20 protein-coding genes are annotated in these 24644 nt (G+C 48.2%); 17 read left to right on the forward strand and 3 right to left on the reverse strand.

The annotated features are described in order from the left end of the window. The first annotated feature begins 1 nt into the window (after window position 1). From purH to MKX74_RS03630, 5 genes are all read left to right on the forward strand, one after another. On the forward strand, window positions 2–1549 hold the full coding sequence (gene purH, locus MKX74_RS03610; protein ID WP_341177525.1) for a bifunctional phosphoribosylaminoimidazolecarboxamide formyltransferase/IMP cyclohydrolase: 1548 nt from the start codon (window positions 2–4) through the stop codon (window positions 1547–1549). A gap of 24 nt (window positions 1550–1573) precedes the next feature. Next, the gene (gene purD, locus MKX74_RS03615) at window positions 1574–2839 is read left to right on the forward strand and encodes a phosphoribosylamine--glycine ligase (RefSeq protein WP_341177526.1); all 1266 of its coding nucleotides are present in this window, start codon (window positions 1574–1576) and stop codon (window positions 2837–2839) included. A 395-nt stretch (window positions 2840–3234) separates the two neighbouring features. Beyond that, window positions 3235–3852 carry an alpha/beta hydrolase gene (locus tag MKX74_RS03620; RefSeq protein ID WP_341177527.1) on the forward strand — a complete coding sequence of 206 codons (618 nt, stop codon included), beginning with the start codon at window positions 3235–3237 and terminating at the stop codon, window positions 3850–3852. 298 nt (window positions 3853–4150) lie between these two features. Next, window positions 4151–5428 carry a threonine ammonia-lyase IlvA gene (gene ilvA, locus MKX74_RS03625; protein WP_025677471.1) on the forward strand — a complete coding sequence of 426 codons (1278 nt, stop codon included), beginning with the start codon at window positions 4151–4153 and terminating at the stop codon, window positions 5426–5428. A 486-nt stretch (window positions 5429–5914) separates the two neighbouring features. Continuing rightward, entirely contained in the window at window positions 5915–6820 is a 906-nt protein-coding gene (locus MKX74_RS03630; protein ID WP_341177528.1) for an AraC family transcriptional regulator, read from the forward strand. A gap of 290 nt (window positions 6821–7110) precedes the next feature. On the opposite strand, the gene MKX74_RS03635 is transcribed toward MKX74_RS03630, so the two are convergent. Continuing rightward, a complete protein-coding gene (locus MKX74_RS03635) occupies window positions 7111–7602 on the reverse strand; it encodes a hypothetical protein (RefSeq protein ID WP_341177529.1) in 492 nt (163 codons plus the stop codon). A 247-nt stretch (window positions 7603–7849) separates the two neighbouring features. Here MKX74_RS03635 and MKX74_RS03640 point away from each other — a divergent pair, with 247 nt between their 5' ends. The 3 genes from MKX74_RS03640 (at window position 7850) to MKX74_RS03650 (ending at window position 10357) form a co-directional block, all read left to right on the forward strand. Then, window positions 7850–8113, forward strand: coding sequence for a hypothetical protein (locus MKX74_RS03640; protein ID WP_341177530.1), 264 nt, complete (start codon window positions 7850–7852; stop codon window positions 8111–8113). A 418-nt stretch (window positions 8114–8531) separates the two neighbouring features. After that, a complete protein-coding gene (locus tag MKX74_RS03645; protein ID WP_341177531.1) occupies window positions 8532–9356 on the forward strand; it encodes an alpha/beta hydrolase in 825 nt (274 codons plus the stop codon). Window positions 9357–9553: 197 nt separating this feature from the next. Continuing rightward, window positions 9554–10357, forward strand: a complete 804-nt coding sequence (locus MKX74_RS03650) for a DODA-type extradiol aromatic ring-opening family dioxygenase (protein ID WP_341177532.1) — start codon at window positions 9554–9556, stop codon at window positions 10355–10357. Window positions 10358–10561: 204 nt separating this feature from the next. Here MKX74_RS03650 and MKX74_RS03655 read toward each other — a convergent pair whose 3' ends face one another. Continuing rightward, on the reverse strand, window positions 10562–11077 hold the full coding sequence (locus tag MKX74_RS03655) for a DoxX family protein (RefSeq protein WP_028590862.1): 516 nt from the start codon (window positions 11075–11077) through the stop codon (window positions 10562–10564). 306 nt (window positions 11078–11383) lie between these two features. Here MKX74_RS03655 and MKX74_RS03660 point away from each other — a divergent pair, with 306 nt between their 5' ends. From MKX74_RS03660 to corA, 4 genes are all read left to right on the forward strand, one after another. Continuing rightward, window positions 11384–12532, forward strand: coding sequence for a DUF3048 domain-containing protein (locus MKX74_RS03660; protein ID WP_341177533.1), 1149 nt, complete (start codon window positions 11384–11386; stop codon window positions 12530–12532). A gap of 389 nt (window positions 12533–12921) precedes the next feature. Next, complete coding sequence (locus tag MKX74_RS03665) at window positions 12922–13536, forward strand: DUF47 domain-containing protein (protein WP_018885365.1); 615 nt, start codon at window positions 12922–12924, stop codon at window positions 13534–13536. 13 nt (window positions 13537–13549) lie between these two features. Beyond that, entirely contained in the window at window positions 13550–14542 is a 993-nt protein-coding gene (locus tag MKX74_RS03670) for an inorganic phosphate transporter (RefSeq protein ID WP_018885364.1), read from the forward strand. 517 nt (window positions 14543–15059) lie between these two features. Next, the gene (corA, locus tag MKX74_RS03675) at window positions 15060–16016 is read left to right on the forward strand and encodes a magnesium/cobalt transporter CorA (protein ID WP_341177534.1); all 957 of its coding nucleotides are present in this window, start codon (window positions 15060–15062) and stop codon (window positions 16014–16016) included. A 233-nt stretch (window positions 16017–16249) separates the two neighbouring features. Here the strand turns inward: corA and MKX74_RS03680 are convergent, their stop codons facing one another. Beyond that, window positions 16250–16738: a hypothetical protein gene (locus tag MKX74_RS03680; protein ID WP_018885362.1), complete on the reverse strand. Its 489-nt coding sequence runs from the start codon at window positions 16736–16738 to the stop codon at window positions 16250–16252. Between the two features lie 629 nt (window positions 16739–17367). Here MKX74_RS03680 and MKX74_RS03685 point away from each other — a divergent pair. From MKX74_RS03685 to MKX74_RS03705, 5 genes are all read left to right on the forward strand, one after another. Next, the gene (locus MKX74_RS03685; RefSeq protein WP_018885361.1) at window positions 17368–17658 is read left to right on the forward strand and encodes a YerC/YecD family TrpR-related protein; all 291 of its coding nucleotides are present in this window, start codon (window positions 17368–17370) and stop codon (window positions 17656–17658) included. 1 nt (window position 17659) lies between these two features. Next, window positions 17660–18457 (forward strand): sirohydrochlorin chelatase, encoded by a 798-nt coding sequence (locus MKX74_RS03690; RefSeq protein WP_341177535.1) that lies wholly within the window; start codon window positions 17660–17662, stop codon window positions 18455–18457. A gap of 628 nt (window positions 18458–19085) precedes the next feature. After that, on the forward strand, window positions 19086–19970 hold the full coding sequence (locus MKX74_RS03695) for a diacylglycerol kinase (protein ID WP_133568349.1): 885 nt from the start codon (window positions 19086–19088) through the stop codon (window positions 19968–19970). A 731-nt stretch (window positions 19971–20701) separates the two neighbouring features. Then, complete coding sequence (gene rlmD / locus MKX74_RS03700; protein WP_445667301.1) at window positions 20702–22348, forward strand: 23S rRNA (uracil(1939)-C(5))-methyltransferase RlmD; 1647 nt, start codon at window positions 20702–20704, stop codon at window positions 22346–22348. A gap of 627 nt (window positions 22349–22975) precedes the next feature. Further along, window positions 22976–24598, forward strand: coding sequence for a restriction endonuclease subunit S (locus MKX74_RS03705; RefSeq protein WP_341177537.1), 1623 nt, complete (start codon window positions 22976–22978; stop codon window positions 24596–24598). The last annotated feature ends 46 nt before the right edge of the window (window positions 24599–24644 follow it).

Consider the following 24644-nt stretch of genomic DNA (forward strand, 5'->3'; position numbering starts at 1 on the left):
CGTGGCTATAAAAAGAGCATTGGTCAGTGTATCGGATAAACGCGGAATCGTTGAGTTCTGCCGTGAATTGTCCAACTTGGGCGTAGAAATCATCTCAACAGGGGGAACCAGCAGCCTGTTAGCGAAGGAAGGAATCCCGGTCATCGGTATTTCGGATGTAACTGGCTTCCCGGAGATTATGGACGGACGGGTTAAGACACTACACCCCGCTGTTCATAGCGGCCTGTTGGCAGTACGTGACAATGAGGAGCATCAGCGTCAGATGAGTGACCTGGGTCTTGACTATATTGATCTCGTGGTTGTGAACCTTTATCCGTTCGCTGAGACGATCGCCAAGCCAGACGTGACCTATGAGGACGCTATCGAGAATATCGACATCGGTGGGCCTACCATGCTGCGTTCAGCTGCCAAAAATCATGCATTCGTCACGGTTGTTGTCGACGCAGATGATTACAGCCAGGTGTTGGACGAGATTCGTGGCGGTGGAGACACCGAATTGAATACACGTAAGCGCCTTGCGGCCAAGGTGTTCCGTCATACCGCATCATATGATGCTCTAATCTCTGACTATCTCTCCAACGTAACGGGTGACCCACTGCCCGAACGCTATACTGTGACCTATGAGAAAATTCAGGATCTGCGTTATGGCGAAAATCCACATCAGCAAGCAGCCTTCTACAGAGAGCCGCTTGCGGCGAACGGCACACTGACCACAGCCAAGCAGCTGCACGGCAAGGAGCTGTCCTACAACAACATCAATGATGCGAATGCTGCGCTGCAGATCGTGAAGGAATTCAGCGAGCCTGCTGTGGTTGCCGTTAAGCATATGAATCCATGTGGTGTGGGTATTGGTAGCAGTATCTTTGAAGCCTACAGCAAGGCTTATGCAGCTGATCCGACCTCGATCTTTGGCGGCATCGTAGCGGCGAATCGGATTATAGACAGCGATACAGCGAAGAGACTGTCGGAGATTTTCCTGGAAATTGTGTTAGCCCCAGGCTTTACACAGGAAGCGCTTGATATTTTGACACAAAAGAAGAATATCCGTCTGCTCGACATGGGCGAGCTGTCCAGCGAGAGTAGCCAAGAAAGTCGCTATGTTGTGACCTCGATCGAAGGCGGTATGGTCGTACAGCAAAGTGATGTGCATGCGCTAGAACCAGCGGCTCTTCAGATCGTAACAGAGCGTGCTCCTTCCGAGGAAGAGTTGAAGCAGCTTCTGTTCGGGTGGAAGGTCGTTAAGCATGTGAAATCCAACGCCATCGTACTGGCAGCAGATAACATGACTGTAGGTGTCGGCGCTGGGCAGATGAATCGCGTAGGTGCAGCCAAGATCGCGATTGAGCAAGCGGGTGACAAAGCGAAGGGCGCCGTATTGGCTTCGGATGCTTTCTTCCCGATGGGAGACACGCTCGAAATGGCAGCAAAAGCCGGAATCACGGCGGTCATTCAGCCAGGTGGCTCAATCAAGGATGAGGAGTCTATCAAGGTAGCTAATGAATACGGAATTGCCATGGTATTTACAGGCGTCCGTCATTTCAAGCACTAGGATAACCAGGAGGTCTAGCAGAGCATGGATATACTCGTTATTGGCGGTGGTGGACGGGAGCATGCCATAGTCTGGTCGCTCAGCCAAAGTCCACAGGTCGGCAAAATCTACTGTGCACCGGGCAATGCAGGTATTGCACAGCTGGCGGAGTGTGAACCGATCGGTGTATTTGAATTCGAGCGTCTGGCAGCCTATGCCCTGGAGAAACAAGTCGGACTCGTAGTAGTCGGACCGGATGATCCGCTCGCAGCAGGGATTGTCGATGTCTTCGAGGCCCATAACATTCCGGTGTTCGGCCCTCGAAAAAATGCGGCTGAGATTGAAGGCAGCAAGGCCTTCATGAAGGACCTGCTGCATAAATACAATATTCCGACGGCTGCTTATCGCAAGTTCCATCAGTATGAAGAGGCGCTCGCGTATTTGCGTGAGCAGTCAGTACCCGTAGTCATCAAGGCTGATGGTCTGGCAGCTGGTAAAGGGGTCGTCGTCGCTCAGACGCTGGAGGAAGCCGAGCAGGCGCTCAGCGATATGATGGTAGGTAAGGTATTCGGCAGCTCTGGTGATCAGGTGGTAATCGAGGAGTTCCTGGCTGGCCAGGAGATGTCGATTCTGGCCTTCGTGGACGGGGAGACCGTACGTCCGATGGTCGCTGCCCAGGATCACAAGCCGGCCTATGATGGCGATAAGGGTCCAAATACAGGCGGAATGGGGACCTATTCTCCGCTGCCTCATATTGCCGACAGTATTATCGAAGAGGCGATTGAGACCATCATCAAGCCGACAGCAAAGGCTATGGTGGCGGAAGGAAGGCCGTTTCGCGGTGTGCTCTTTGCGGGACTGATGATCTCACCTGATGGGAAACCGAAGACGATTGAGTTCAATGCACGTTTTGGAGATCCGGAGACACAGGTGGTGTTGCCGCGCCTGAAGTCAGATCTACTGGACATTTTCCTGGCTGCGGTGAACGGTACATTGGATTCGGTGGATATTCAGTGGAAGAATGAGGCTGCCGTCTGTGTCGTACTGGCTTCCGGTGGTTATCCGGCCTCTTATCCAAAAGGAATTGCGATTCATGGTCTGGATCAGGTGGAGGATGGCATCGTATTCCATGCGGGGACAGCGGTCAACGAGCAAGGCGAGTGGATCACGAATGGTGGTCGCGTACTCGGTGTCGTCGGCCTGGGAGCAGATATTGCTGCCGCACGTACCAAGGCTTATGAGCAGGCAGAGCGCATTACCTTCGAAGGTAAGCATCAGCGTACGGATATTGCGCTCAAAGCATTGCAATAAAGCCATTGTAATAATTCTTTGTAGTATGAAGGATCTCCTAAGGGTCGATGACCTGAGGGAGATCCTTTTTAGGCTGTACAGCTTTTACATTGATTAAGGTGTGGCAAGGATGGGAGCAGTCTCGATTGGGGAAAATTTAGTTGATGGTAGTGTGGCAAAAGTGCACCGGTGTGGAAACAAAATAGTTGTGCATGAAATAAGCAGAAGGGGGATTGCAGAATGTAGAAAAGTATTTTATAATATAACAAAAATAAGAATCTTAATTTAGAAATAAATTTTGATTCTGAGTTTAAGTTTAAGTCTTTGTAGTGGTTATAAGTGATGAGGTTATAAGTGATCTAGTCAAAGCTTCACAATGAATATAAAAATAAAAGCAACCTAGGAGGTTATCATTTATGAAGCATATTTTCAAGCAAGGTACGAATCAAGAGGCTCCGGTATTGCTGCTCCTGCATGGCACAGGGGGTAACGAACAAGATTTGCTGCCTTTGGCGGATATGATCTCGCCCGAGTCCTCCGTGTTAGGTGTACGCGGGAATGTGCTGGAGAATGGCATGCCGCGCTTTTTCCGACGTCTTGCAGAAGGGGTGTTCGATCTGGAGGATCTGGTCTTCCGTACACACGAGCTGTCTGACTTCATTAATGAAGCTGCGGAGAAGTACGGATTCGATCGCCGGAACGTAATTGCCATCGGATACTCCAACGGTGCCAACATTGCAGCCAGCATGCTCTTCCATGACAAGGATGCTCTTCGTGGTGCTATCCTGCATCATGCAATGGTGCCGCTACGTGATATCCAGCTTCCTGATCTGAAGGGTACGGCTGTATTCATTGGAGCAGGGGAGAATGATCCGTTGATTCCGGCACAGGGCTCCAGAGAGCTGGAGGAGCTCCTCACAGGAGCAGGGGCTGAGGTGGAGACTCATTGGGAACGAAATGGTCATCAGCTTACTCGTACAGAGGTTGAAGCGGCAGCAGCCTGGTTCGCACGACAATATGGTTCTGCTGAGTAAGCCAATGAGCTCACTTGCAGCTAATTAGCGAGTACAAAGCAATTTAACTAATACAATGTAAATTAACAAATACAATATAAATCAACAAATACAAGGCTTATTTAACCTTAGAATATTGATTCCCATAGCAGCGATTCTCCATGTGAGGGTCGCTGTTATGCTATTAGGTTAGCAGGAGCTCGGCCTAATGCTCAATCTGGCGTAGTTACCGCTCGCAGCCCGCGCAATTCGACCCAAAACGTGGTATGATAATCGGTACAAACTATAGAACCAGCTTAACGGAGTGTGGAGTGAGCATATGAAATCAGCAGATAGTCCCCGGACGGATGTACCTACCGTGGGTATGGAGGATATTATTCGCGCGCATCATATGCTGCGTGAAGTGATTGTCAAGACGCCGTTACAGCGTGATGCTGTATTGTCGGCAAAATATGGCTGTGAAGTGTATTTGAAGCGGGAGGATCTGCAGGTGGTGCGCTCCTTCAAGATTCGTGGTGCGTACAACATGATTCGCAGTCTTACGCCAGAGGAAATGGAGAAGGGGATCGTCTGTGCCAGTGCAGGAAATCATGCGCAGGGTGTGGCGTTCTCATGTAATGCGCTGGGCATTAGGGGCAAGATCTACATGCCAAGCACTACGCCTAACCAGAAGGTGAAGATGGTCCGCCGCTTTGGTGGAGAGAGCGTAGAGGTCATTCTTACAGGCGATACCTTCGATGATGCATATGCGGAGGCGATCAAGCGTTGTAATGAGGATGGTATGACGTTTATTCATCCTTTCGATCAACCGAAGATTGTAGCTGGCAATGGCACCGTAGGCATGGAAATTCTGGAGGATCTGGGCATGCCGGCAGACTATGTGTTCGTGACGATTGGCGGGGGCGGACTCGCAGCTGGCGTTGGAACCTATGTCAAAACGGTCAGTCCGGCCACACGTATCATTGGCGTTGAGCCGCTCGGAGCTGCTTCGATGAGTGAGGCCATGCGCTTGAACGGAGTGGTTACACTGGATCAGATCGACAAATTTGTGGATGGAGCCGCCGTCAAACGTGTTGGAGAGCTCACCTATGATATCTGTACACGTGTACTGGATGACATTGTGAAGGTCCCTGAAGGCAAGGCTTGTACGGCCATTCTGGAGCTATATAACGAAAATGCGATCGTGGTAGAGCCAGCTGGCTCTTTGCCTGTGGCTGCACTGGATTTTTGCAAGGATGAGATTAAAGGCAAGACGGTCGTCTGTATCGTCAGTGGCGGCAACAATGACATTGACCGGATGCAGGAGATTAAGGATCGTTCCTTGATGTACGAAGGCCTCAAGCATTATTTCATGGTTAACTTCCCGCAGCGGGCGGGTGCTCTTCGTGAATTCCTGCAGGAGGTGCTGGGACCGGATGATGATATTACCCGTTTCGAGTATACCAAGAAGAATGATAAGGAGAATGGCCCTGCTCTCGTCGGCGTTGAGCTGATGTACAAGGAGGATTACTTCCCACTGATTGATCGGATGAATCGGAGAGGTATCCAGTATACGGAGCTCAATAAGAACGAGAATCTGTTCAATATGTTGATCTGAGGAAGCCAGTGTTATTAATTAGTACCTGAACTCGATCCAATAGAAGTGTAGAGCTGCTGATCATTATCACCAGTAATCATATCCAGTCGAGGTATTAGGAACTAGGTATTTACTGTCATTAGATAAATAAAGCTCAGTTAGATAAAAAAGCTTATTTAGATAACAGCTCATTTATATAGTTAAGCTCAGTTAGATAAAAAACAAAGCCGTATGCTGATCTGGAATCAGTGTACGGCTTTTGCTGTCTTTACAGCTGCCCAGGCTGCATATTCAGTATAAGACAGGACAGTCAACCCAATAGCCAGGCAACCTACACTGTTTGCTCTAAGTAACAAAAATTGAATGAAATGAAAGAGCTAAGGATAGTGCTTTTGACCTCGGACAAGGTGATAGCATTTCTGTTATGATGGCTGCAATCAAGTCAGCCTTGTGCTTATGAACCTGCAAAATCAAGATGAACATGATTCCCGCCATGAGGAGGATATAATGTCTTCATTTCGTTTGTTTCGTTCGCCACCATCGCTTATGCCCCTGCATCTCTACTGTGCAGGGATAGTTCCGAAGAAGCAGCAGCATCATCCAGAGGGCTTTCCTGAGCATCTTATGATATTGTCACACCAAGGCTCTGCGCTGCTTGAGCGGGAGGATGGCTCGACACGTCGCTTGCGTCCGTTCCAGATCACGACTGTATCCAAGGAGCTTGCCTATACCATTAGGCCAGATGACAGTAAGGTATGGGATCAGCGTTATGTCGGATTTGGCGGCACCCTCTCAAGTACACTACTGCGCACACTTCAGGATCTTGAGCACGTTGAATTAGACCAAGACGGATTCATGAAGCTGTGGCTGCAGCTGATCAGGCTATGGGAGCTGGACCTGCGCAATCCCCGTCTGCATGAGCAAATGAACGAAGTCACTTATCGGCTCCTGCCGGGAGCAGTAGAGGCACTATTATCTTCTGAAAGCTACAGGAAGGCAAGCGAAGGCGAATCCCAGTCCTTGAGGCCGGAATGTGATACCGAGCAAGAATCCTCAGACCTAAGCAATCGTGAGGGCTTCCGACAAGCGCTCGCCTATATGCATGCCCATTATCGCGAAGAGCTACTCTTGCAAAATGTAGCCGAGATCGTCGGGTACTCCGTGCAGCATCTGAATCGACTGTTCCACCAGGAATATGGTATGACCGGCCACCAATATATGCAGCGTCTGCGACTGGAGCATGCCAAGCAGTGGATGCTTGATCGTCCTTTGGCAACGATGCGCGAGGTAGCGGATGCCGTTGGGATGGAGCTGAATTATTTCATCCGCATGTATAAGCGTAGATTCGGCGTGACGCCTGGCGAGCAGGCTAGAATAACTCGTGATGGCATGCTGGACGAACCGATCGGATAACGTCGGGACTTATCCAACAGCTCAAGCTACAGCTAGTGCTAAACCAGTACTACAACCAGTACTAGAGCTAAGAGCAACAGGTAGTGCTACAACTGTGTTAAGTGCTAAGTGCTAGGACTAATGCAGTTCATCCTACTGCTCATCCTACTGCTATTGTTAATACTTGAAGGACCTGTTCAATGCTCCAATATAAGAGTAGGTATAGTTATAGCTTGCTATCCAGCGATCCTTTAGCATAGACCTACCACCACTCTCCAGTTGTTCTCCAGTGCTATGGGTAATTCTTTAAGCTAAGCCGAGGTCTTCCGACGTTGACTTCGTCTCCACATGATGACGATGAGCACTGCCCAGCCCACGATGCCGATGATCAGACTGGTCCATGGTGAGATGGTGAATACAGGCAGAGAGCCTCGCAGCAGCAGACCACCAATGAGAATTACGGCTACCAGCACCACATAGGCTAATATGGATCTGATGTTCATGCTGGCTCGCTCCGGGACATGGGGACGCTGATCTGCGGCGTCTTGATCCGTCTCATCATCCTCCGGTCTAACCATGAATTTGGTCAGGGCCTCAATGAGAACAATGGCTCCTCCAGCGATCAGAACGAGTGTAGAGATTCCCACCTTCGTGTAAGGCTCCACATTTCCCCCTGTAGATTGTACAACCAGCCCTACCAGGGCAATCGTCGTAAAAAAGAATGTCAGTGCAATCCAGGCAATCAGCACATAGCTACTATAGCTTTTATTGGCTTGCTTCTGATCCGTGTGCGTATCAGGCACGTGTACTCCTCCTTGCTGTTATCAGGCTATGAAGAAAGTATACCATCCCGCGAGTCCGTGTCCAGAATGTGGCGGAATGTTGACAAATGAAGAATATCGGTCCGAATTTCATTCTTGTAAGTATAATGTGAACGCTTCCCGTTGAAAATTACCCCATAAAGAGATTACAGCATGCAAGCATAGCAACAGTACTTGTACAGTATATGCTGCTGCTGGACCTCTCTACACGACTATTAAGGACGGGAGCGTGAAGCAGATGAAGGATGAAGGCACAGGTGACATTCAGCCAACCGCCAACAATGTCCATACGGACAAGGCCTCATTACCAGGAGCAGGCAAAGGGGCCCCGGTATACCGCATTCTGGATCAGGAGGAATTCTCCGATGAATTGGGGCAGCAGCCGTCAGTGAATCTGTGGGATGAGCATCGCTTAAGCGAGGAGCATGGATGGATGAATGCATGGAAGGGACGGAGTGAGACCCACAGTATGTTTCGTCAGATCTATGAGTGATCTCTAGCTATAGTTCCTCGTAACAGACGGAGCATAGCTGATGTAGCTATTAGTAGGCTCAAGTGGAATGTGCCGCTAGTAAAAGATGAATGGCCCCTGAGTGTATGTGCACCAGTTGCAGACTCACATCAGCTGATATGGAAGTAGGAGCAAGAACACTAAGGTATATGAAAAGACGTCTACAGTAAAGACGTCGAACAGTAAAGATCAAGGTCCTGGAGCTTAGCTCCAGGGCCTTAACTCGTGTACTAGCCAAGCTCATTGACAGATGGTGCGTGAAGGTGCTATATTTTCTCATACAACCTAATACCAATTAAAATAATCGGAATAATTAGATATTTATGAATCGCCATCGTGGCTTTCACTGTTAATAGTAGAATAGATGGAACATACGCATGGGAAACGGGAGGAAGAGAGTATGGAACGACAGATCGGTATTCGATATGAGGGAGAGGAATTGGCAGCAACATTTCATTATCCTAGTGACAATGGGGCATCCAAAAGACAGAACAAAGTACCGCTTATCATCATCTGCCATGGCTTCGTAGGTAGTCGTATAGGTGTGGATCGGCTGTTTGTAAGGACTGGTCGTGAGCTTGCAGCCAAGGGCTACGCCGTGATCCGTTTTGATTACGCAGGGTGCGGAGAGAGCTCAGGCGAATATGGTGAACAAAGTCTGGAATCCATGATCAATCAGACACGGGCTGTGATAGATTATGCAATGAACTGTATTGATGTGGACCCGAGTCGCGTCACACTACTGGGGCACAGTCTTGGCGGTGCAGTCGCTGTTCTGACGTCTGTGCGTGACAAACGCGTGCAGAACCTGATCATGTGGTCAGCTGTTGGCTATCCTTTCAATGATATTGTCAAAATCACCGGGCGGTCCACCTACGATGAAGCAGTTCAGCAAGGCAAGGCAGACTACCTTGGCTATAAGTTCACACCTGTGTACTTTGACTCGCTGGCCCAATATCAGCCGTTCCAGGAGGCGGTGAAATTCAACGGCAACGTGCTCGTTGTTCATGGGACCTCCGATGATATTATTCCAGTGGATTATGCTTTCTTGTACCAGAAGGTGTTCTGGATGCGCAGCGAGGGACGGTGCGATAAGGAGATCATTTTCCAAGGGGATCATACCTTCTCATCGGGCAAAGAGCGCGATCAGCTCATCACATCGACCCTCCAGTGGCTGACGAACCAGGAGCGTCTGGAGGAAGAATGGCAGCACTGGATGATATGATATTGGAAAAACCGCGTGCGCAGGAGTAAAATAGAGAGGTAAGGTATATTTCCGAAAGTCAAGCACCGCCGATAGCTGATGAAGGCCAGTATTGATCTAGGACGATATGTGGCTTGGACGATATAGTCTTCGTAAGCTCACTCGGTATGCATTCGGAATAGCCCTCACCATCATTTTGCGTGTGGAGGTTGGCAGCGATGACAATACCAGCACTATTCGTGGCGCATGGTTCGCCTACACTGGCTGTGGAGGACAATGCTTATACCCGCTTTTTGACCAGACTGGGTTCACGGCTGCCGCGTCCCCGCGGGATTGTCGTATTCTCAGCGCACTGGGATTGTCCCGATCAGAGTATCGGAGTGGACGACCAACATACAGCCATGCACGATTACTACGGCTTCCCCGATGACATGTATCAGCTGACCTATGATCCTCCGGGTGATCAGGAGCTTAGCGAAGAGATTATGGCCATGTTCAAGCAGCAAAATCTGTTCGTTCGTCCTGTACAGGGCAGGGGGCTGGATCACGGAGCCTGGGTTATTCTGCGGCATCTGTACCCTGAAGGAGATATTCCTGTCATTCCGTTATCCGTAGACTCACGCCGTTCGCCTCAAGAGCAGTACAATATCGGGCGCATGATCAGCGCTCTACGTGATCAGGATATTCTGATTATTGGCAGTGGAGGGCTCGTACACAACCTTCGCTTGCTGCGGGAGACCGATGAGGCTGAAGCCTGGGCTGTAGCCTTCGATGACTGGATCGGGGAGCAGCTAGCCGTGTGGAATCTGAGGCACCTCTTCCTGTATGACAAGAAGGCACCACATGCCCGCGAGGCCGTGCCGTCTTATGGCAGGGAGCACATAGCGCCCTTGTTCTATGCGATGGGTACAGCAGACAATAACGGGAATGCCGTGAAGCTATATCAGGAATATGCGCATGGATCGCTGAGCTTGAATTGTTGGGTGTTCGGAGCCGAGCCTGATTTTGGGCTGGAGGATTAGCAGTAGCATTTTAACTACAGACAACTCTATATTCAAAGCAATATTTGCAAAAACAAAACTAGATTACAAACAAGAATATATTCCAAACAAGACCGTATTCCAGAACAAGACTATATTACAAAAATAAGAGGCAGCTACCGCACTTGGCGGTGTCTGCCTCTTGGTGAATCTGGAAGCTGAGAGCATCAGTTATGAGGTCTCAGGTTATGCCCCTTTGAAGGCTGGGTCCTGACTGGTACCGCCTTTGCGGAACAATTTGCGAAGGTAAGGAAGTACCCAGTAGTCGAAGCCGATGCGACCAGCGTTAGCACCTGCAACTACGATGAAGATTTCAGCCAGCACCAGGATTGCGTTGGTGCTTACAGTGCCCGAGAACAAGAATGCGAAGTTCATGACCATAGCCATCAGTGCAGCCAAAGTAGTGAATGTACCCAAGATCAGTCCGAGGCCTACCAGGAATTCGCCCAGCGGGATCAGGAAGTTGAAGAGGCCAACGTTAGGCAGTGCGAAAGTCTCCAGGAACGCTCCCCACCAGCCTTGTACGGTTGGGCTTTCGCCCGTCGATTTTGCGATCGCTCCGGTAATGAAGCCGCCTGCGTCGAAGCCTCCACCAACGAGTTTCTTCCAACCGTGATCCATCCAATCCCAACCAATGTATACTCTCAGTACTGTCAGTAACCACATTGCAACCTTATTTTCTCTCAACCAATTGTTAAACATATGAACCACTCCTTTTTTATAATCAATAATTTGTGTTATTAATGCTGTTGTTACTAGTGCTTTTTGCTTTTGTGTGATGATCATCTTGGCTACATCCTTATTGTAGTGTAGGGAAGGGTGAATATTTGTGATATAAATCACAAAGTCAGAAATTTCTTTTAAATTTTAATTTCTCCTTGTTCAGAGAAAATTTAAGATGTCAAATGTTGGAGTTCTCAATGCCGGAATATCCTTATTTAACAGGACAAAATCGGAAGTCGGAGTTTATAATGAGAAAAAAAGTTGGAGGAAGGAATGTTGACCCAGATGAAACTTAAGCATTGGTGCATCGGTGCACTCCTCGTCACAAGTTCGTTGCTGCTCGCGTCCTGCTCAGAATCTGTACAGGAGCCAACAGTGACACCCCCTGTCGTTACCCCGGAGCCAGAGCCTGTTAAGGAAGAGACTCCTGTGGAGCCTGTCTATGCGTACAGTGCGCCGCTAACGGGAGTGGGATCGGATGAGCCTGTGAAGCAACGCCCGCTTGCGGTCATGATTAACAATGCGCCGGCGGCTAGGCCGCAATCCGGTCTGAGCGGAGCCGATATCGTATATGAGGTGCTGGCGGAAGGCGGAATTACCAGACTTGTAGCCATCTTCCAGAGTGGTGGCAAGGATATGAACATCGGTCCGGTCCGCAGCATTCGTCCTTATCTGATCGAGTTGGCGGAGAGCTATAACGCCCTTCCGATCCATGCAGGAGGAAGCAACGATGCCTATGCCATTTTTCAAAGACAAGGCAAGCAGCATCTGGACGAGATTACGAATGCAGGCACGTCCTTCTGGCGAAGCAAAGACCGTAAGGCGCCACATAATCTGTACACCGATCTGGACAAGCTGGTAGCGGGTGCCGAGAAGCGTGGTTATCCGGTGGAGGCAGATGCCCCTGCGTATACCTTCGATGATCCGAAGACACATCAGATTGCAGGAGAGGAAGCGACTGCACTGGATATTCGATTCCTGCTCAATAGCTATCGGGTGTCCTATACATATGATGTGGAGCAAGGACTATATAAGCGTATGATTAACGGCAAGCCGCATGTCGATCTGAACAATAATGAACAGCTAACAGCTACGAATCTAATCGTATTGTCTACGAATCATCGGGTACTGGATGATGTAGGCCGATTGGCAGTAGATCTGGATCGCGGAGGCGAGGCGGCCATTTTCCAGCAAGGTCGGATGATTCAGGGAACGTGGAGACATAATAAGGGAGATTCCATTCGCTTTGACGTGGACGGCAAGGAATGGCCATTGCTTCCGGGCAAAACCTATATACACATTGTCCCTACTGACAACAATGGGGTAAGCGGACATATTACGATTACAGAGCCAGTGGCTGGCTCGACAGATTCAACAGATAAGGACTCAACGGACGCTAAGGACTCTGCGGATTCAAAGGACACGACGAATTAAACGGATTCTTCGCAGTTCTGATGTTCCTGGGCTGAATGTCATACGTAAGGTGATGCCTTACCAAAGATGAAGTTAATGATTAAGGGTATTAATAAGCTTGCTAGTGAACTTGCTGATTGAGAATGTAAGAGGTTATTGAATAAAAATGTCATGGGAAGTATGAGACATATAAGTAGGAATTCGGATGCAATAGGCGAGAAATGTAATTATAAGGTAAAACTAAGTCAATATAATGTAAAGGAATTGCCCTATTGTATCCGGTTTCAATGAAAAACCGCTTAGAACTTTACAAAGCCTTTACAAAAAAGCTGTTACTTGTGATAAGATAGCAAAGGTTGTTTTTATCTGTCCGCGTTCAAGCAGTAACAATTTGTAAAGGGGTAATCGTTATGAAACTGAAGAAAAAGGATATCTTTTTTCAGACGCTGGAGAATATGGCAGATACCATTGTACATGCCGCTGACTACTTCTCTCAGCATGTTTCGAATCTTCAAAATGTAATTGAGTTTACAAGTGAAATGAAGAGATATGAGTCCAAGTGCGATGAATTCACGCACACGATCATCAAAGAGCTTAACAAAACATTTATTACACCGATTGAACGCGATGATATTATGGATCTGACAACCACTATGGATGATGTATTGGACGGTCTTGAGGCAACTGCATCCCGTTTCTATATGTATCATTTGACTGAGCCGGATGAGTATATCATTCAATTCGCAGATATTCTGCGGCAGTCTGCGTACGAGATTCAGAAAGCTGTTCACTTGCTGTCCCAGAAGAAGCTGCTGGCGATTCGGGAGCATACGATCCGACTGAATGATCTGGAGAACCAAGGGGACGAGCTGCTGCGCAAATGCATCAACAACCTGTTCGCCACCGTGAGCGACCCGATTGAGCTCATTAAGCGCAAAGAGATCTATGAACGGCTTGAGACGACTACAGATGCTTGTGAGCATGTAGCGAACAGACTGGAATCGATCATCATGCGTAACTCGTAAGGGGTCCTCTCACATGGAAACAAGTTTACTCGTACTAGGTATCGTTATATTTCTGGCTTTGGCTTTCGACTTCATCAACGGATTCCACGACACAGCCAATGCGATTGCTACTTCTGTCTCTACCCGAGCTCTAACACCACGCCGTGCTATTATACTGGCTGCTGTGATGAACTTCTTAGGGGCCATGATGTTCACTGGAGTCGCAAAGACGATCGGAGGAAGTGTCGCAGATCCGACGAAGCTGACTAATGGTATAGATATTGTCATCTGTACCCTGATTGCAGCAATTATATGGAATTTGGTAACCTGGTGGTTCGGCATTCCATCCTCATCCTCTCATGCGCTGATCGGTGCGCTGGCAGGTGCTGTATATGTAGGGGCTGGTTCGGACATGGTGAATTGGTCAGGCTTTATTGATATTGTTGAGGCGCTGATCTTCTCTCCATTAATTGCATTTGTAATCGGGTATATTGTCATGATGATTCTCAAATATGTCTTTGCCCGTCGCAGTCCGCATACCGTTAACAAGGGTTTTCGGATGATGCAGATTTTTACGGCGGCACTGCAGTCTTTTACACACGGAACGAACGATGCCCAGAAAGCGATGGGGATTATTACCTTCGCACTGGTCTCTGCCAAGTATCAGGACCATCTGGAGGTACCGCTCTGGGTTAAGATCGCAGCGGCTACTGCCATGGCACTGGGTACGTCCATCGGTGGCTGGAAGATCATCAAGACCATGGGTACGAAGATCTTCAAGATTGAGCCGATTAACGGCTTTGCTGCAGATATTTCGGCTGCGTCCGTTATCTTCACGTGTACGATTCTACACTTGCCTGTAAGTACCACGCATGCCATTACCTCTGCGATTCTGGGTGTTGGTTCAGCGAAGCGCTTCTCCGCTGTGCGCTGGTCACTGGCAGGACGAATCGTGGTAACCTGGTTCATTACGATTCCGATCTCCGCATTGCTGGCGGGAGCGGTATTTAAATTATTCTTTGCCTAGTACTTCGACCAAATCAGATGGGGCTAAGAGCTGCTGAACATTGAATCAGATTCGGTCAAGGTACTAGGTTAGGACAAGCTATGAAGCAAGGCAGTATGACACTCACATGTTGCAAGAGCGAAATCATGCTGCGTCCGTCTTCGTTAACGAAGTCCTGTCTATATGTGCATATTTGCAAGCTATAGGGGCCAGCCGTCAGGATGGCTTCTTTTGCTGTGCACATATGGATTATGGTAGATTGGGGTGTAGGCTGTAGAAATCCAGAGACAAAGGCGGTCGCTGGCGCTCCTTCACTTCCAAACTTCCCCTCCGTTGCTCACTCCCCTTCTCAATGTAACAGGATCAATTTATATAGTACCTTGACCAGTTCAAAAGAGAGTCGGTCACTGCAAGCGGGGGGAGCTCTGTAGACCAATGTTCAGCTTGTTAAATCGAGACAACGTAATAGGTTAAGGTACTATGAACTATATGAACTACGGATAATAATTAGGAGTTGTACATAAAGGGAGGGATCGCCTTGATCCGCACGATAGCTATCGGACATGCTCATGAAGTCATCGCAGGAATCCCGCTTCAGAATATAGATGTGGAGAAATACGCTTGGATATGGGTGGATTTTATTGAGCCAAGTGAAGAAGAGTCCAAGCTGCTGGATCGATATTTTCATTTTCATCCGCTGGCTATCGAGGATTGTATGCATGTACTGCAGCGTCCCAAGCTTGACCATTATCCGGAGACGGAGTTCATGGTAATCCATGCGCTCAGGGAGCATACGCTGGAGGTAGAAGAGGTCGGCGTGTTCATGAGAGAGCGTCTCCTCGTCACGTATCACCATGCGCAGCTGGCTGAGGTGGACCGGGTATGGGATCGGCTGGCTGACGGTCATACGAATACCGTCTCGACCAAAGGGCCACTGGCTGCGGCTTATGAGGTGCTGGATGAACTGGTGGATCAATATTTCCCCTGTGTATACGCCATTGAGGATGAGCTGGCGGAGCTGGAGAATCAGAGTGGGAATGAATCTGTTGAGCTGCTGATGACGCAGGTCTTCCAGCTGCGGAGCCGTCTATTGAAGATTCGCCGCACGGTTGTGCCCATGCGCGATCTGCTCTATCGCATCCTTAACTCCGGGCATGTCCAGGGTGCGGGAGAATATAAGGCGTATTTCACAGATATCTACGATCACCTGCTCAAGCTGGCAGACATGATTGAGGCCGACCGCGAGATGACGGCCGACCTGAGAGATGGTTATATCTCGCTGAACTCTAACCGGATGAATTCGATCATGAAGACACTAACGGTCATCACGACGATCTTCATGCCGCTAACGCTGATTGCAGGCATTTACGGAATGAATTTCGTGAACATGCCTGAGCTACACTGGACCTATGGCTATGCGATCGTCATGGTGGTGATGGTGGCCATGTCGGTCGGTATGGTGCTGTGGTTCTCCAGACGCGGATGGTTTAGGTAGTCAGAGATAGTCAGTAGCATGTAAATAAATTCGGAAAATATTAGTACATTGACCAGATCAAATGAGAGTGTGGGTATGCTGCAAGCGGGAGCCTGTTGATCACGAGTAAGCTTGCTGTTCTTACGAATGGAATTGAACTGCTGATGAACAGCAAGCTTAAAGGTGGGCACCTAGGCAGAATCCCTAGCAGCAATGGCGGTTAGTTAGCACGATTCGTGTGAAGCTACTGCTAGCTATCGTCTACGTCTTTTGCTGGAGCGTTTGCGCGGGGTTCCCCGCTTTGGCGCTGCTTTTTTGCGTCGTCTAGGTGGATCATAATCGTCGTAGGAATCATCAGTAGCCAGTAGTCCTTTGCCGCCGCCCTTGCCGAAGGGCAGAGAGCCCATGATTAATTTGGCCATAGGAGCGAATTGCTGCATCGTGCTCATGACCTTCTGTACCTTGCCAAAAGTGGCAATCATGCCGTCAATGCCGCCCATGCGGTCGATGAAGCCCTTGATCTCACCGAGGCTTGCAAGACCACCTAGTAAGCCTCCTTTGCTGTCTGTGGCCGCCGAAGTAGCTGTCAGCAGATCAGAATCTTGGGGAGCATATGGAACGAGGCCGGGTGAATCGACCTGTGGAGCTTGCTCGTATGGGCTGACCCCTGGGTAGGATGGAGAGGAATAGGGATCAGAGAGGGACCGATGTGAATGCGGTCTCCGGTAACGATTATCGCGCATGCAGATCACTTTCCTTTGTAATGTGATACTATACCTTATGTCACAGATGCACAGGACGATTAGGCGCGTGTCCCATAATTATGGATAAAAGCGGATTTGGGCGTGGGTGATGGCCCAGGTCGGCAGAGATAGAAGCGGAATGACAAGCTCGGTACGGTCACAAGGAAAGGTGAGCTGAGGGCGAATAGGCTGTAGCAGGCTCGTATGTAAGGATAGCCCGCAGGCTGGTGGGGGGCCTATCTGAGGGGCGATCAGCCCGCGAGCTATTCGGAGAGCATCAGAAAAGCGTGCTTTTCTGTAGAACACATCTGAAGAACAATCTGTAGAACAAATCTGTAGAACAAATCTGTAGAACAAATCTGTATAACGTATCCGAAAACATATATGAAAAACATATCCAATGAACATGCTTGGAGAGTATATCAGCAGAGCATATTTGAAGATAAATTTTAAGAGTAGCAGAAGCGATTTTTCATAGATGCACATGGATAGTGCCGGGTGTGAAGAACTGGTGTCCGACTAAGGTCCTGATATTGCTATTCTGTGATGCGTGAAACCGTTAACGCTTGAAAAACTTAGTGACACTCAGTTACAATGAAAGAACAAGTATCGGTGGGAGATGATTATACATGCAGCTTAAGAAGCTTAATGATAAAAGTATAGATCAATTATTTGAGGCCATTCTTACATTGAAGGATCTGGAGGAGTGCTATGTCTTCTTCGACGATCTGTGCACGATTAACGAGATTCAGTCGCTGTCGCAGCGTCTAGAGGTAGCGCGGATGCTCGGCAAAGGCAGTACGTACAACCAGATTGAAGCCGAGACGGGTGCAAGTACAGCTACGATCTCGCGCGTGAAGCGTTGCCTGAACTATGGTAACGATGGTTATAAAATGACGTTGGAACGACTGGGACGCTAAGATGAGCCGGCCGGGAATCCTGATCATCGGGCATGGCTCCATGACGGCTTCATGGGTCGCGCAGGTCGATGTGGTTGCTGGACGGCTGCAGCTACCTGCCGGGGTACCGGCGGTGGTTGCTTTTCTGGAGCAGGTCGAAGGACGCTCTATTCAGGACGGTATAGATAGACTGGAAGAACAAGGGGTGACGGATATGCTCGTCGTCCCGTTCTTTGTGTCCTCCGGTAGTACACATGTCGATGAGATTGGGTATGCACTGGGGACAAAGGCTGAGCCAGAGAAGGAGACGGATCTGGAGCCTTTCCGGATTCAGGCGCATGTCTATTGGGGAAATCCGATCGACGCTGGCCCCGCTGTAGCTGAGATTGTATGGTCGAAGGCGCGGCCATTATCGGTAGATCCAGAGCGCGAGGTTATTTTGCTCGTCGGTCATGGTAGTGTGCATGATGGGTTCCGGCAGCGCTGGGAGTCAGGGATGGCTTCACTGACGGCTGATGTGGCGGCACAAAGTGGAATACACACGGATTTTGCCCTGTTGAACCCGCTATCGGTGCGCGACAAAATCGTATATTGGACCGAGGAACGGGGAATGGCTGTTATTGTGGCCCCGTTATTTTTGAGTTCAGGGTATTTCACGGACGTCGTTATTCCAAGAAAGATGGAAGGCCTGAATTATCGCTATAATGGTGAGGCTTTGCTGCCGCATCCACTACTGACAGCCTGGTTACAAGAGCAGGTAGATGCTCTGTTCCTTCGTTATGAGCAGGATTTGGATAAGGTGGATGAAGTGAGGGGCTGACGGCCGCGACAGCATGTTGGCGCAGGTGTGTGCATCATTACACCGAGATAGCTAGGCTAGAGCGGGTGCTATTTAGGCTAGGCTAGAATAGCTACCTAAGGCTTGAATAGAGCCACCAAAGGTGCTGGAATAAAGCTACCTAAGACGCTGGAATAGAACTAGGCTGGGATGGGGCCACTTAGGGCTAGAAATAGATAAGCGGCTAAGTGAAGAAGCTATCCGAGGTCTACTTCATACTTGCTTGCCGCTAGGAAGGTAGTAGCTCCAATATGACAGCTAACATGGGTTAGATGCACATAGGGTTATGAGGTAGTATTTTCGGCTATGCTGATATAAGATGAATGCTTATGGATGTAGTCTGAATATGCATGGAACAGGTTGCCCTTTAAGGCATGCCCATTGTAAAAGAGTCTTTTTTCCAGTATGATAAAGCCTTGAAGATAGCGTATGATGCTTCAATGTGTGAGCTTGTCTGTGAGTGATGCTCGGCTGTAATGAGCGGATCGACAGACAGGGGGATAGACATGATACGCCAGGCGATGGCCTGGGTATACACTTGATATGGACATACTGCTGTGTAGTCTATTCATGCTTGGATTCATCATCAAATAACAGGTGGAATACGTGAATGAAAAGAGCCAGATTAATCTATAATCCTACCTCCGGACGTGAGGAAATGAGACGCAGACTGCCTGATATCCTGCAGCGGCTGGATCAGGGCGGTATTGAGGTGTCGGTCTATGCGACGACCGGTGAGGGGGATGCAACACGTGAAGCGACCGCAGCTGTCGAGCGTGGCTGCTATGATATGATCCTTGCCGCAGGCGGAGACGGCACCTTATATGAAGTAGTGAATGGTATGGCGGAGAGGGAGAACCTGCCTGCCTTGGGCGTATTCCCGCTAGGGACTACGAATGATTTTGCTCGTGCGTTGGGCATTCCGCGGCAATGGGAGGAGTACTGTGATCTGGTCATTCGTCAGGAGGCTAGACCTATTGATATTGGCAAGGTCAATGACAGATACTTCATCAATATTGCAGGCGGCGGCTCGTTGACCGAGCTGACTTATGAGGTACCGAGCAAGCTGAAGACAATGATCGGGCAGTTGGCCTATTACTTCAAAGGTCTGGAAAAGATGGTCAGCCTCGCACCACAAGAGCTGACGATTCAGGCGGCTGGTCATGAGACATTGCATGATGAATTCATGCTGTTCCTGATCGCCAATACGAATTCGGTAGGCGGCTTCGAGAAGCTGGCTCCAGGGGCCTCGATCGACGACGGCATGTTCGATGTCATCGCCGTGCGCAATTGCAATCTGGCGGAGATGATTCGTCTGGTCACACTGGCGCTGCGCGGTGAACATTTGAATGATAAGAAGCTGGTCTACTTCAAGACCGATTACATGGAGGTCACTTCTCCGGGCCACGTACAGTTGAACCTGGATGGCGAGCTGGGCGGGACATTGCCTGCAACGATTCGGAATCTGAAGCAGCATATTCAGGTATTTAGATGAGTCAATTTCATAAATCACTAAAATGGGTTCCTGAAACTATATATAGACAAACAAAACCATTTTAATCTATATATAGTCCTGATTGAAGCAGCTAAAGGTATTATGAAATTGACTTAGATGAGAAGAGTGTAGTTGTGTTCAGGAAGAGCTTAGCTGACTGTGCAAGGTAAGGCCTAGTAAGCAAGGCGCGGTTGGGCAGCAACAGGGGGAGACGGCAAAGACTTGGATTGTATATCCGAGCCTGTCGCATCCATGCCATGAGCAAGTCGCATAGTTAGAGGCTGATTGAAATGTCGTTCTCCCGTTAGGAGTAGCGGCATTTTTCGAGTTGTAGGAATGTCATTGTATGAAGATACAGAGGTTGAATGAATGAGTCGGTATTCTAACGATTAATATGATATTCTTAACAATTAAATTGATGATTTAAACGAATAATTCGATAATAGGTCGATATGTAGAAGGGAATGTGCAGCATGAGTAATTACCGCAGTGGCCGTGGAAAAAGCCGCCGGAACACGAATGGATCTGACAAGGAAGCAGCTCGTCAGAGACCAGCAGTAGAGAGAAAAGGTTCAGGAAATGAACGTGGACGTCAGCAACAGGGTACAGGGCAGAAGAGACATCAATCCGTTTCCCAAAAGGGATGGTCTGGTTACAGTGCAGGTGATAGTACCAGTACTAGCATCAGTACCAGTACGACCATGAGTACGAGTAAGAGAACGGGCAAAAGTATGGGTAAGAGCAATGATCAAGTAAGTGCAAGAGCGCCGCGCCTAGCCCAGCAGCGTCCAGCTGCTGAGATTAGTGGGCTGCCTGTAGAGAAGAATCAGGAGGTGGTCGTGGACATCATCGGGATGAACCACGACGGCGAAGGCGTAGGCCGTGCAGAGGGCTATACCTTGTTCATACCGGGAGCACTGCCGGGAGAGCAGGTCCGCGTCAAGGTGCTGAAGACGAAGAAGCAGTACGGCTACGCGAAGCTGCTGAATGTGGTGGTGGCTAGCCCTGACCGAATTGCATCACCTTGCCCGATCTATGACCAGTGCGGGGGCTGTCAGCTTCAGCATATGAGCTATGCAGGGCAGCTGGAGTGGAAACGTCAGCATGTTGTGGATGTGCTGGAGCGGATCGGTAAGCTGGAGATAGAGGGTAGTGAGCGGACGAGTGTGGGAGCGAAAGGGAAACTGAGACTGAGTAGTTCGGAAGCTCAGAATGGTCAAGGCGTTCAAAATATACAGGGTACACAAGATAATCATGATAGCCAGAGCAGCCAAGATAACCAGGATAACCAAGGCAATCAGGGCAGCTTAAATAGTTCCCAAGCTGCTAAAAACAGAGGGGGGGTTGTCGTGCATCCTACACTTGGTATGCAGGAGCCGTGGCGCTACCGTAATAAGGCTCAGTTACCGATGGGAGCAGCAGATGGCGGACTCATTGGCGGCTTCTATGCCAAGGGGAGTCACCGGATTGTCGATATGGAGACATGTCTCATTCAGCACGAGCATAATGATGAGGTCGTCGCCAAGGTGAAGGAGATCGGTAGCCATCTGGGCATCAGTGCGTACAACGAGGAGTCCGGGCGGGGCTTGCTCCGACATGTCGTCGTGAAGAAAGCCTTCCGCACAGGCGAGATGATGCTGGTGATGGTCACCAATGGTCACGATATCCCGCATCGCGATGCTTGGATCGGCAGCATTCGTGAGGCCATCCCTCATGTAGTGAGCATCTGCCAGAACGTCAACACGAAGCGGACCAATGTTATTTTCGGAGATGAGACCCGTGTCCTATGGGGCAGGGATGTCATTTATGATTATATCGGCAACGTACAGTTCGCGATCTCAGCTCGTTCCTTCTATCAGGTCAATCCGGTACAGACCGAGGTCCTGTATGGCAAGACGCTGGAATATGCTGCACTGACAGGCAAAGAGACCGTCATTGATGCCTATTGCGGCATTGGTACGATCTCGTTGTTCCTGGCACAGCATGCGGATCAGGTGTATGGAGTGGAGATTGTGAAGGAAGCCATTGAAGATGCGCGGAGCAATGCGCAGCTGAATGAGCTACGTAATGTCCGCTTCGAGGTGGGTGCGTCTGAGGACGTCATCCCACGCTGGAAGGAAGAGGGCATCACCGCCGATGTGATTGTTGTCGATCCGCCGCGAAAGGGCTGTGACCCGAGGCTGCTAGATACGATTCTGGAGATGAAGCCGGAACGTGTGGTGTACGTGAGCTGTAACCCGAGCACACTGGCGCGGGATTTACGGATTCTAGAGGATGGTGGGTATCGCACGATGGAGGTAACTCCGGTGGATATGTTCCCGCATACGGTGCATGTGGAGAGCGTGGCTTTGTTGGTGAGGGATGGTACAGAGGGCTGAGATTGCAGTGGTGGAGCGGGTTTGGGGAGCAGTATCGATGAGTTGAAAGTGTAAAACAGAGACGAGGAAATAGTAGAGTTGACTGATTGTTGACGAATTCGGTAGGTTAGGTTGAATACGTCTAACGTTAAGTCCCTTTGCTAAAGAAAAGGTACACCCCTCGGAAAAATGAGCGGTGTACCTTTTTCATGTATACGTCAAATATCATGAGGATACTTCCGCTTAGAAGGAATGTGAAGAATGCAAGGTCAAAATCATGAAATAAGCGATTCGAGCTAAGGTTCAACAGCATCACGCAGAATTTTTTTCATGCAGGAGAATTAATGCTCCCCCTACAATAACAGGTTTTATTATTTCACCTGTCTACCGTATGGGGAGCATATCAAAGTAGACTTTATACTACTCTTGGGACAGCCTCTTGTTAATGCTCGAAAAGAAATACGAAATTTGTCTTCGTTTTTTTTGATTGGGGCGTACTAATTAATATACAACAGAAAGCAAAAATTTACTGTAGAAATAGTTTTGGTATTTACATACCAAAACTAAATATTGTTTGACATGAATTATCTGCGGTGGTATGTTTTACGTATAGTTAATGGTGGGCCGTTTTGCAAGGGGGTTATAAAAATGCGTAACGACAAGCGGATAAGCCATATTTGGAATCGTTATAATGCATTGAGGGGATATACTTTTCAGTCTGATCTGCCTGTTGCATCGTTTCTTTTGAAAAAGACTAAAGAGGAGTTTGTATCAATTTCGAACCAACCCACCGAGCACAAAGCTTATGAGGTTATGCTTTCAATAGCGGATACTTACGGAATGAACAATCCATATCCAGATTCGAAGGCTTTTTTTAGTGCTTTTATGGCGATGTATGATGAAGATATTGATTTGGAAATGGCTCTTGCTTCTGTAGATCCTAAAGAGATGTTTTATATACCAAAAGTGTTGATTACCGAATTTGAAAAACACTTTAATCCAAATACTAGATTGGTATTGATACCTGAAGCTGAAAAGTTTGTACCTTACCTTACTGAATTAGTAAACCGACATTCTGGTTGTGAGTTCTACATAACTACCATGAATAGCGTGAGTAAAGTTCTTCTTGATGAAATGTTTAAGGAACATACGAATGTAATTGTCGAACAGACAAGTATCTATGATTACGAATTTTCAGCAAGGAAGTTTGATTTAATTTTGGCGGTACCTGTATTTGGGGCAAGAGAGCGTGGCGAAGATAATGGAAATTTCATTTGTAGGGAATATGAAATGATAGCCGTAGAAAACTTGCTCTTACATTTGAATAGTTCGGGTGTGTTAGTGATTGTACTACCAGCTAGAATAACCTTTGCGACAGGCTCGATAAAGGACTTAAGGGATTTTATACAAGGTATGTACAAACTAGAAGAAATAGCTGAACTACCAGCCGGGATATTTTCATCTACTGCTATTAAAACTTATATGTTTACGATCACCACAGGCCGAACAGAAGATGTAATGATTAAAAGATATGAAGCTCCTACAAGCAACATCAAAAAAAATAGCATCGATGAACTGATTCTCATTGATGATACATTTGTTATGTTGGACGAGTTAATGGAAATGGGTCATTGGAATGTTGATCATATCTTTGGGATGGTGGATGAGGATTGGCAACGTTATCAGAGATCAAGTACTAAAAAAGAAGAACTAGGAAATGTTGCTGAAGTTTTTCGCGGAAAGGCGATCAACAAGAAAGATGCTAATGGTAGCATTGGAGTCGTAAACATATCGAATCTAAAAGATTTTGACATCGATTATGAGGGTCTGGATCACATCGAAGAGGAAGAACGTAAAGTTGCGAATTACTTACTTAGAGATGGAGATTTATTATTACCAGCACGTGGAACGGCGATTAGAATAGCAGTTTTTAAAGAACAGAAGTACCCCTGCATCGCGTCATCAAACATCATTGTAATAAGACCGAATGAAAAACTGCTTTTAGGCACGTACTTAAAAGTTTTCTTAGATAGTCCTATGGGGAACAAAGCCTTAGCAGGAAAGCAGCAAGGTACATTCGTCATCAATATTAGCTATAAAGATTTGAAGTCGCTTGAAATCCCGTTGCTTAAGGTTGAAGAACAAAAGATGATTGCAGAAGAATATGAACAGGAACGTTCTAGATATGTAGAAAGCATTCGTCTTGCTGAAGATAGATGGAATGGAGTAATTGAGAGACTTCAAAATACTATTTTGAAGGTAAAACAATAAACTTAGATAAATGTGATGTAATTAAGTATCAGCCCGGCACACCTGG

It is taken from the genome of Paenibacillus sp. FSL K6-1230, from assembly GCF_038002385.1.
In the GTDB taxonomy this organism is placed as follows: Bacteria; Bacillota; Bacilli; order Paenibacillales; family Paenibacillaceae; genus Paenibacillus; species Paenibacillus massiliensis.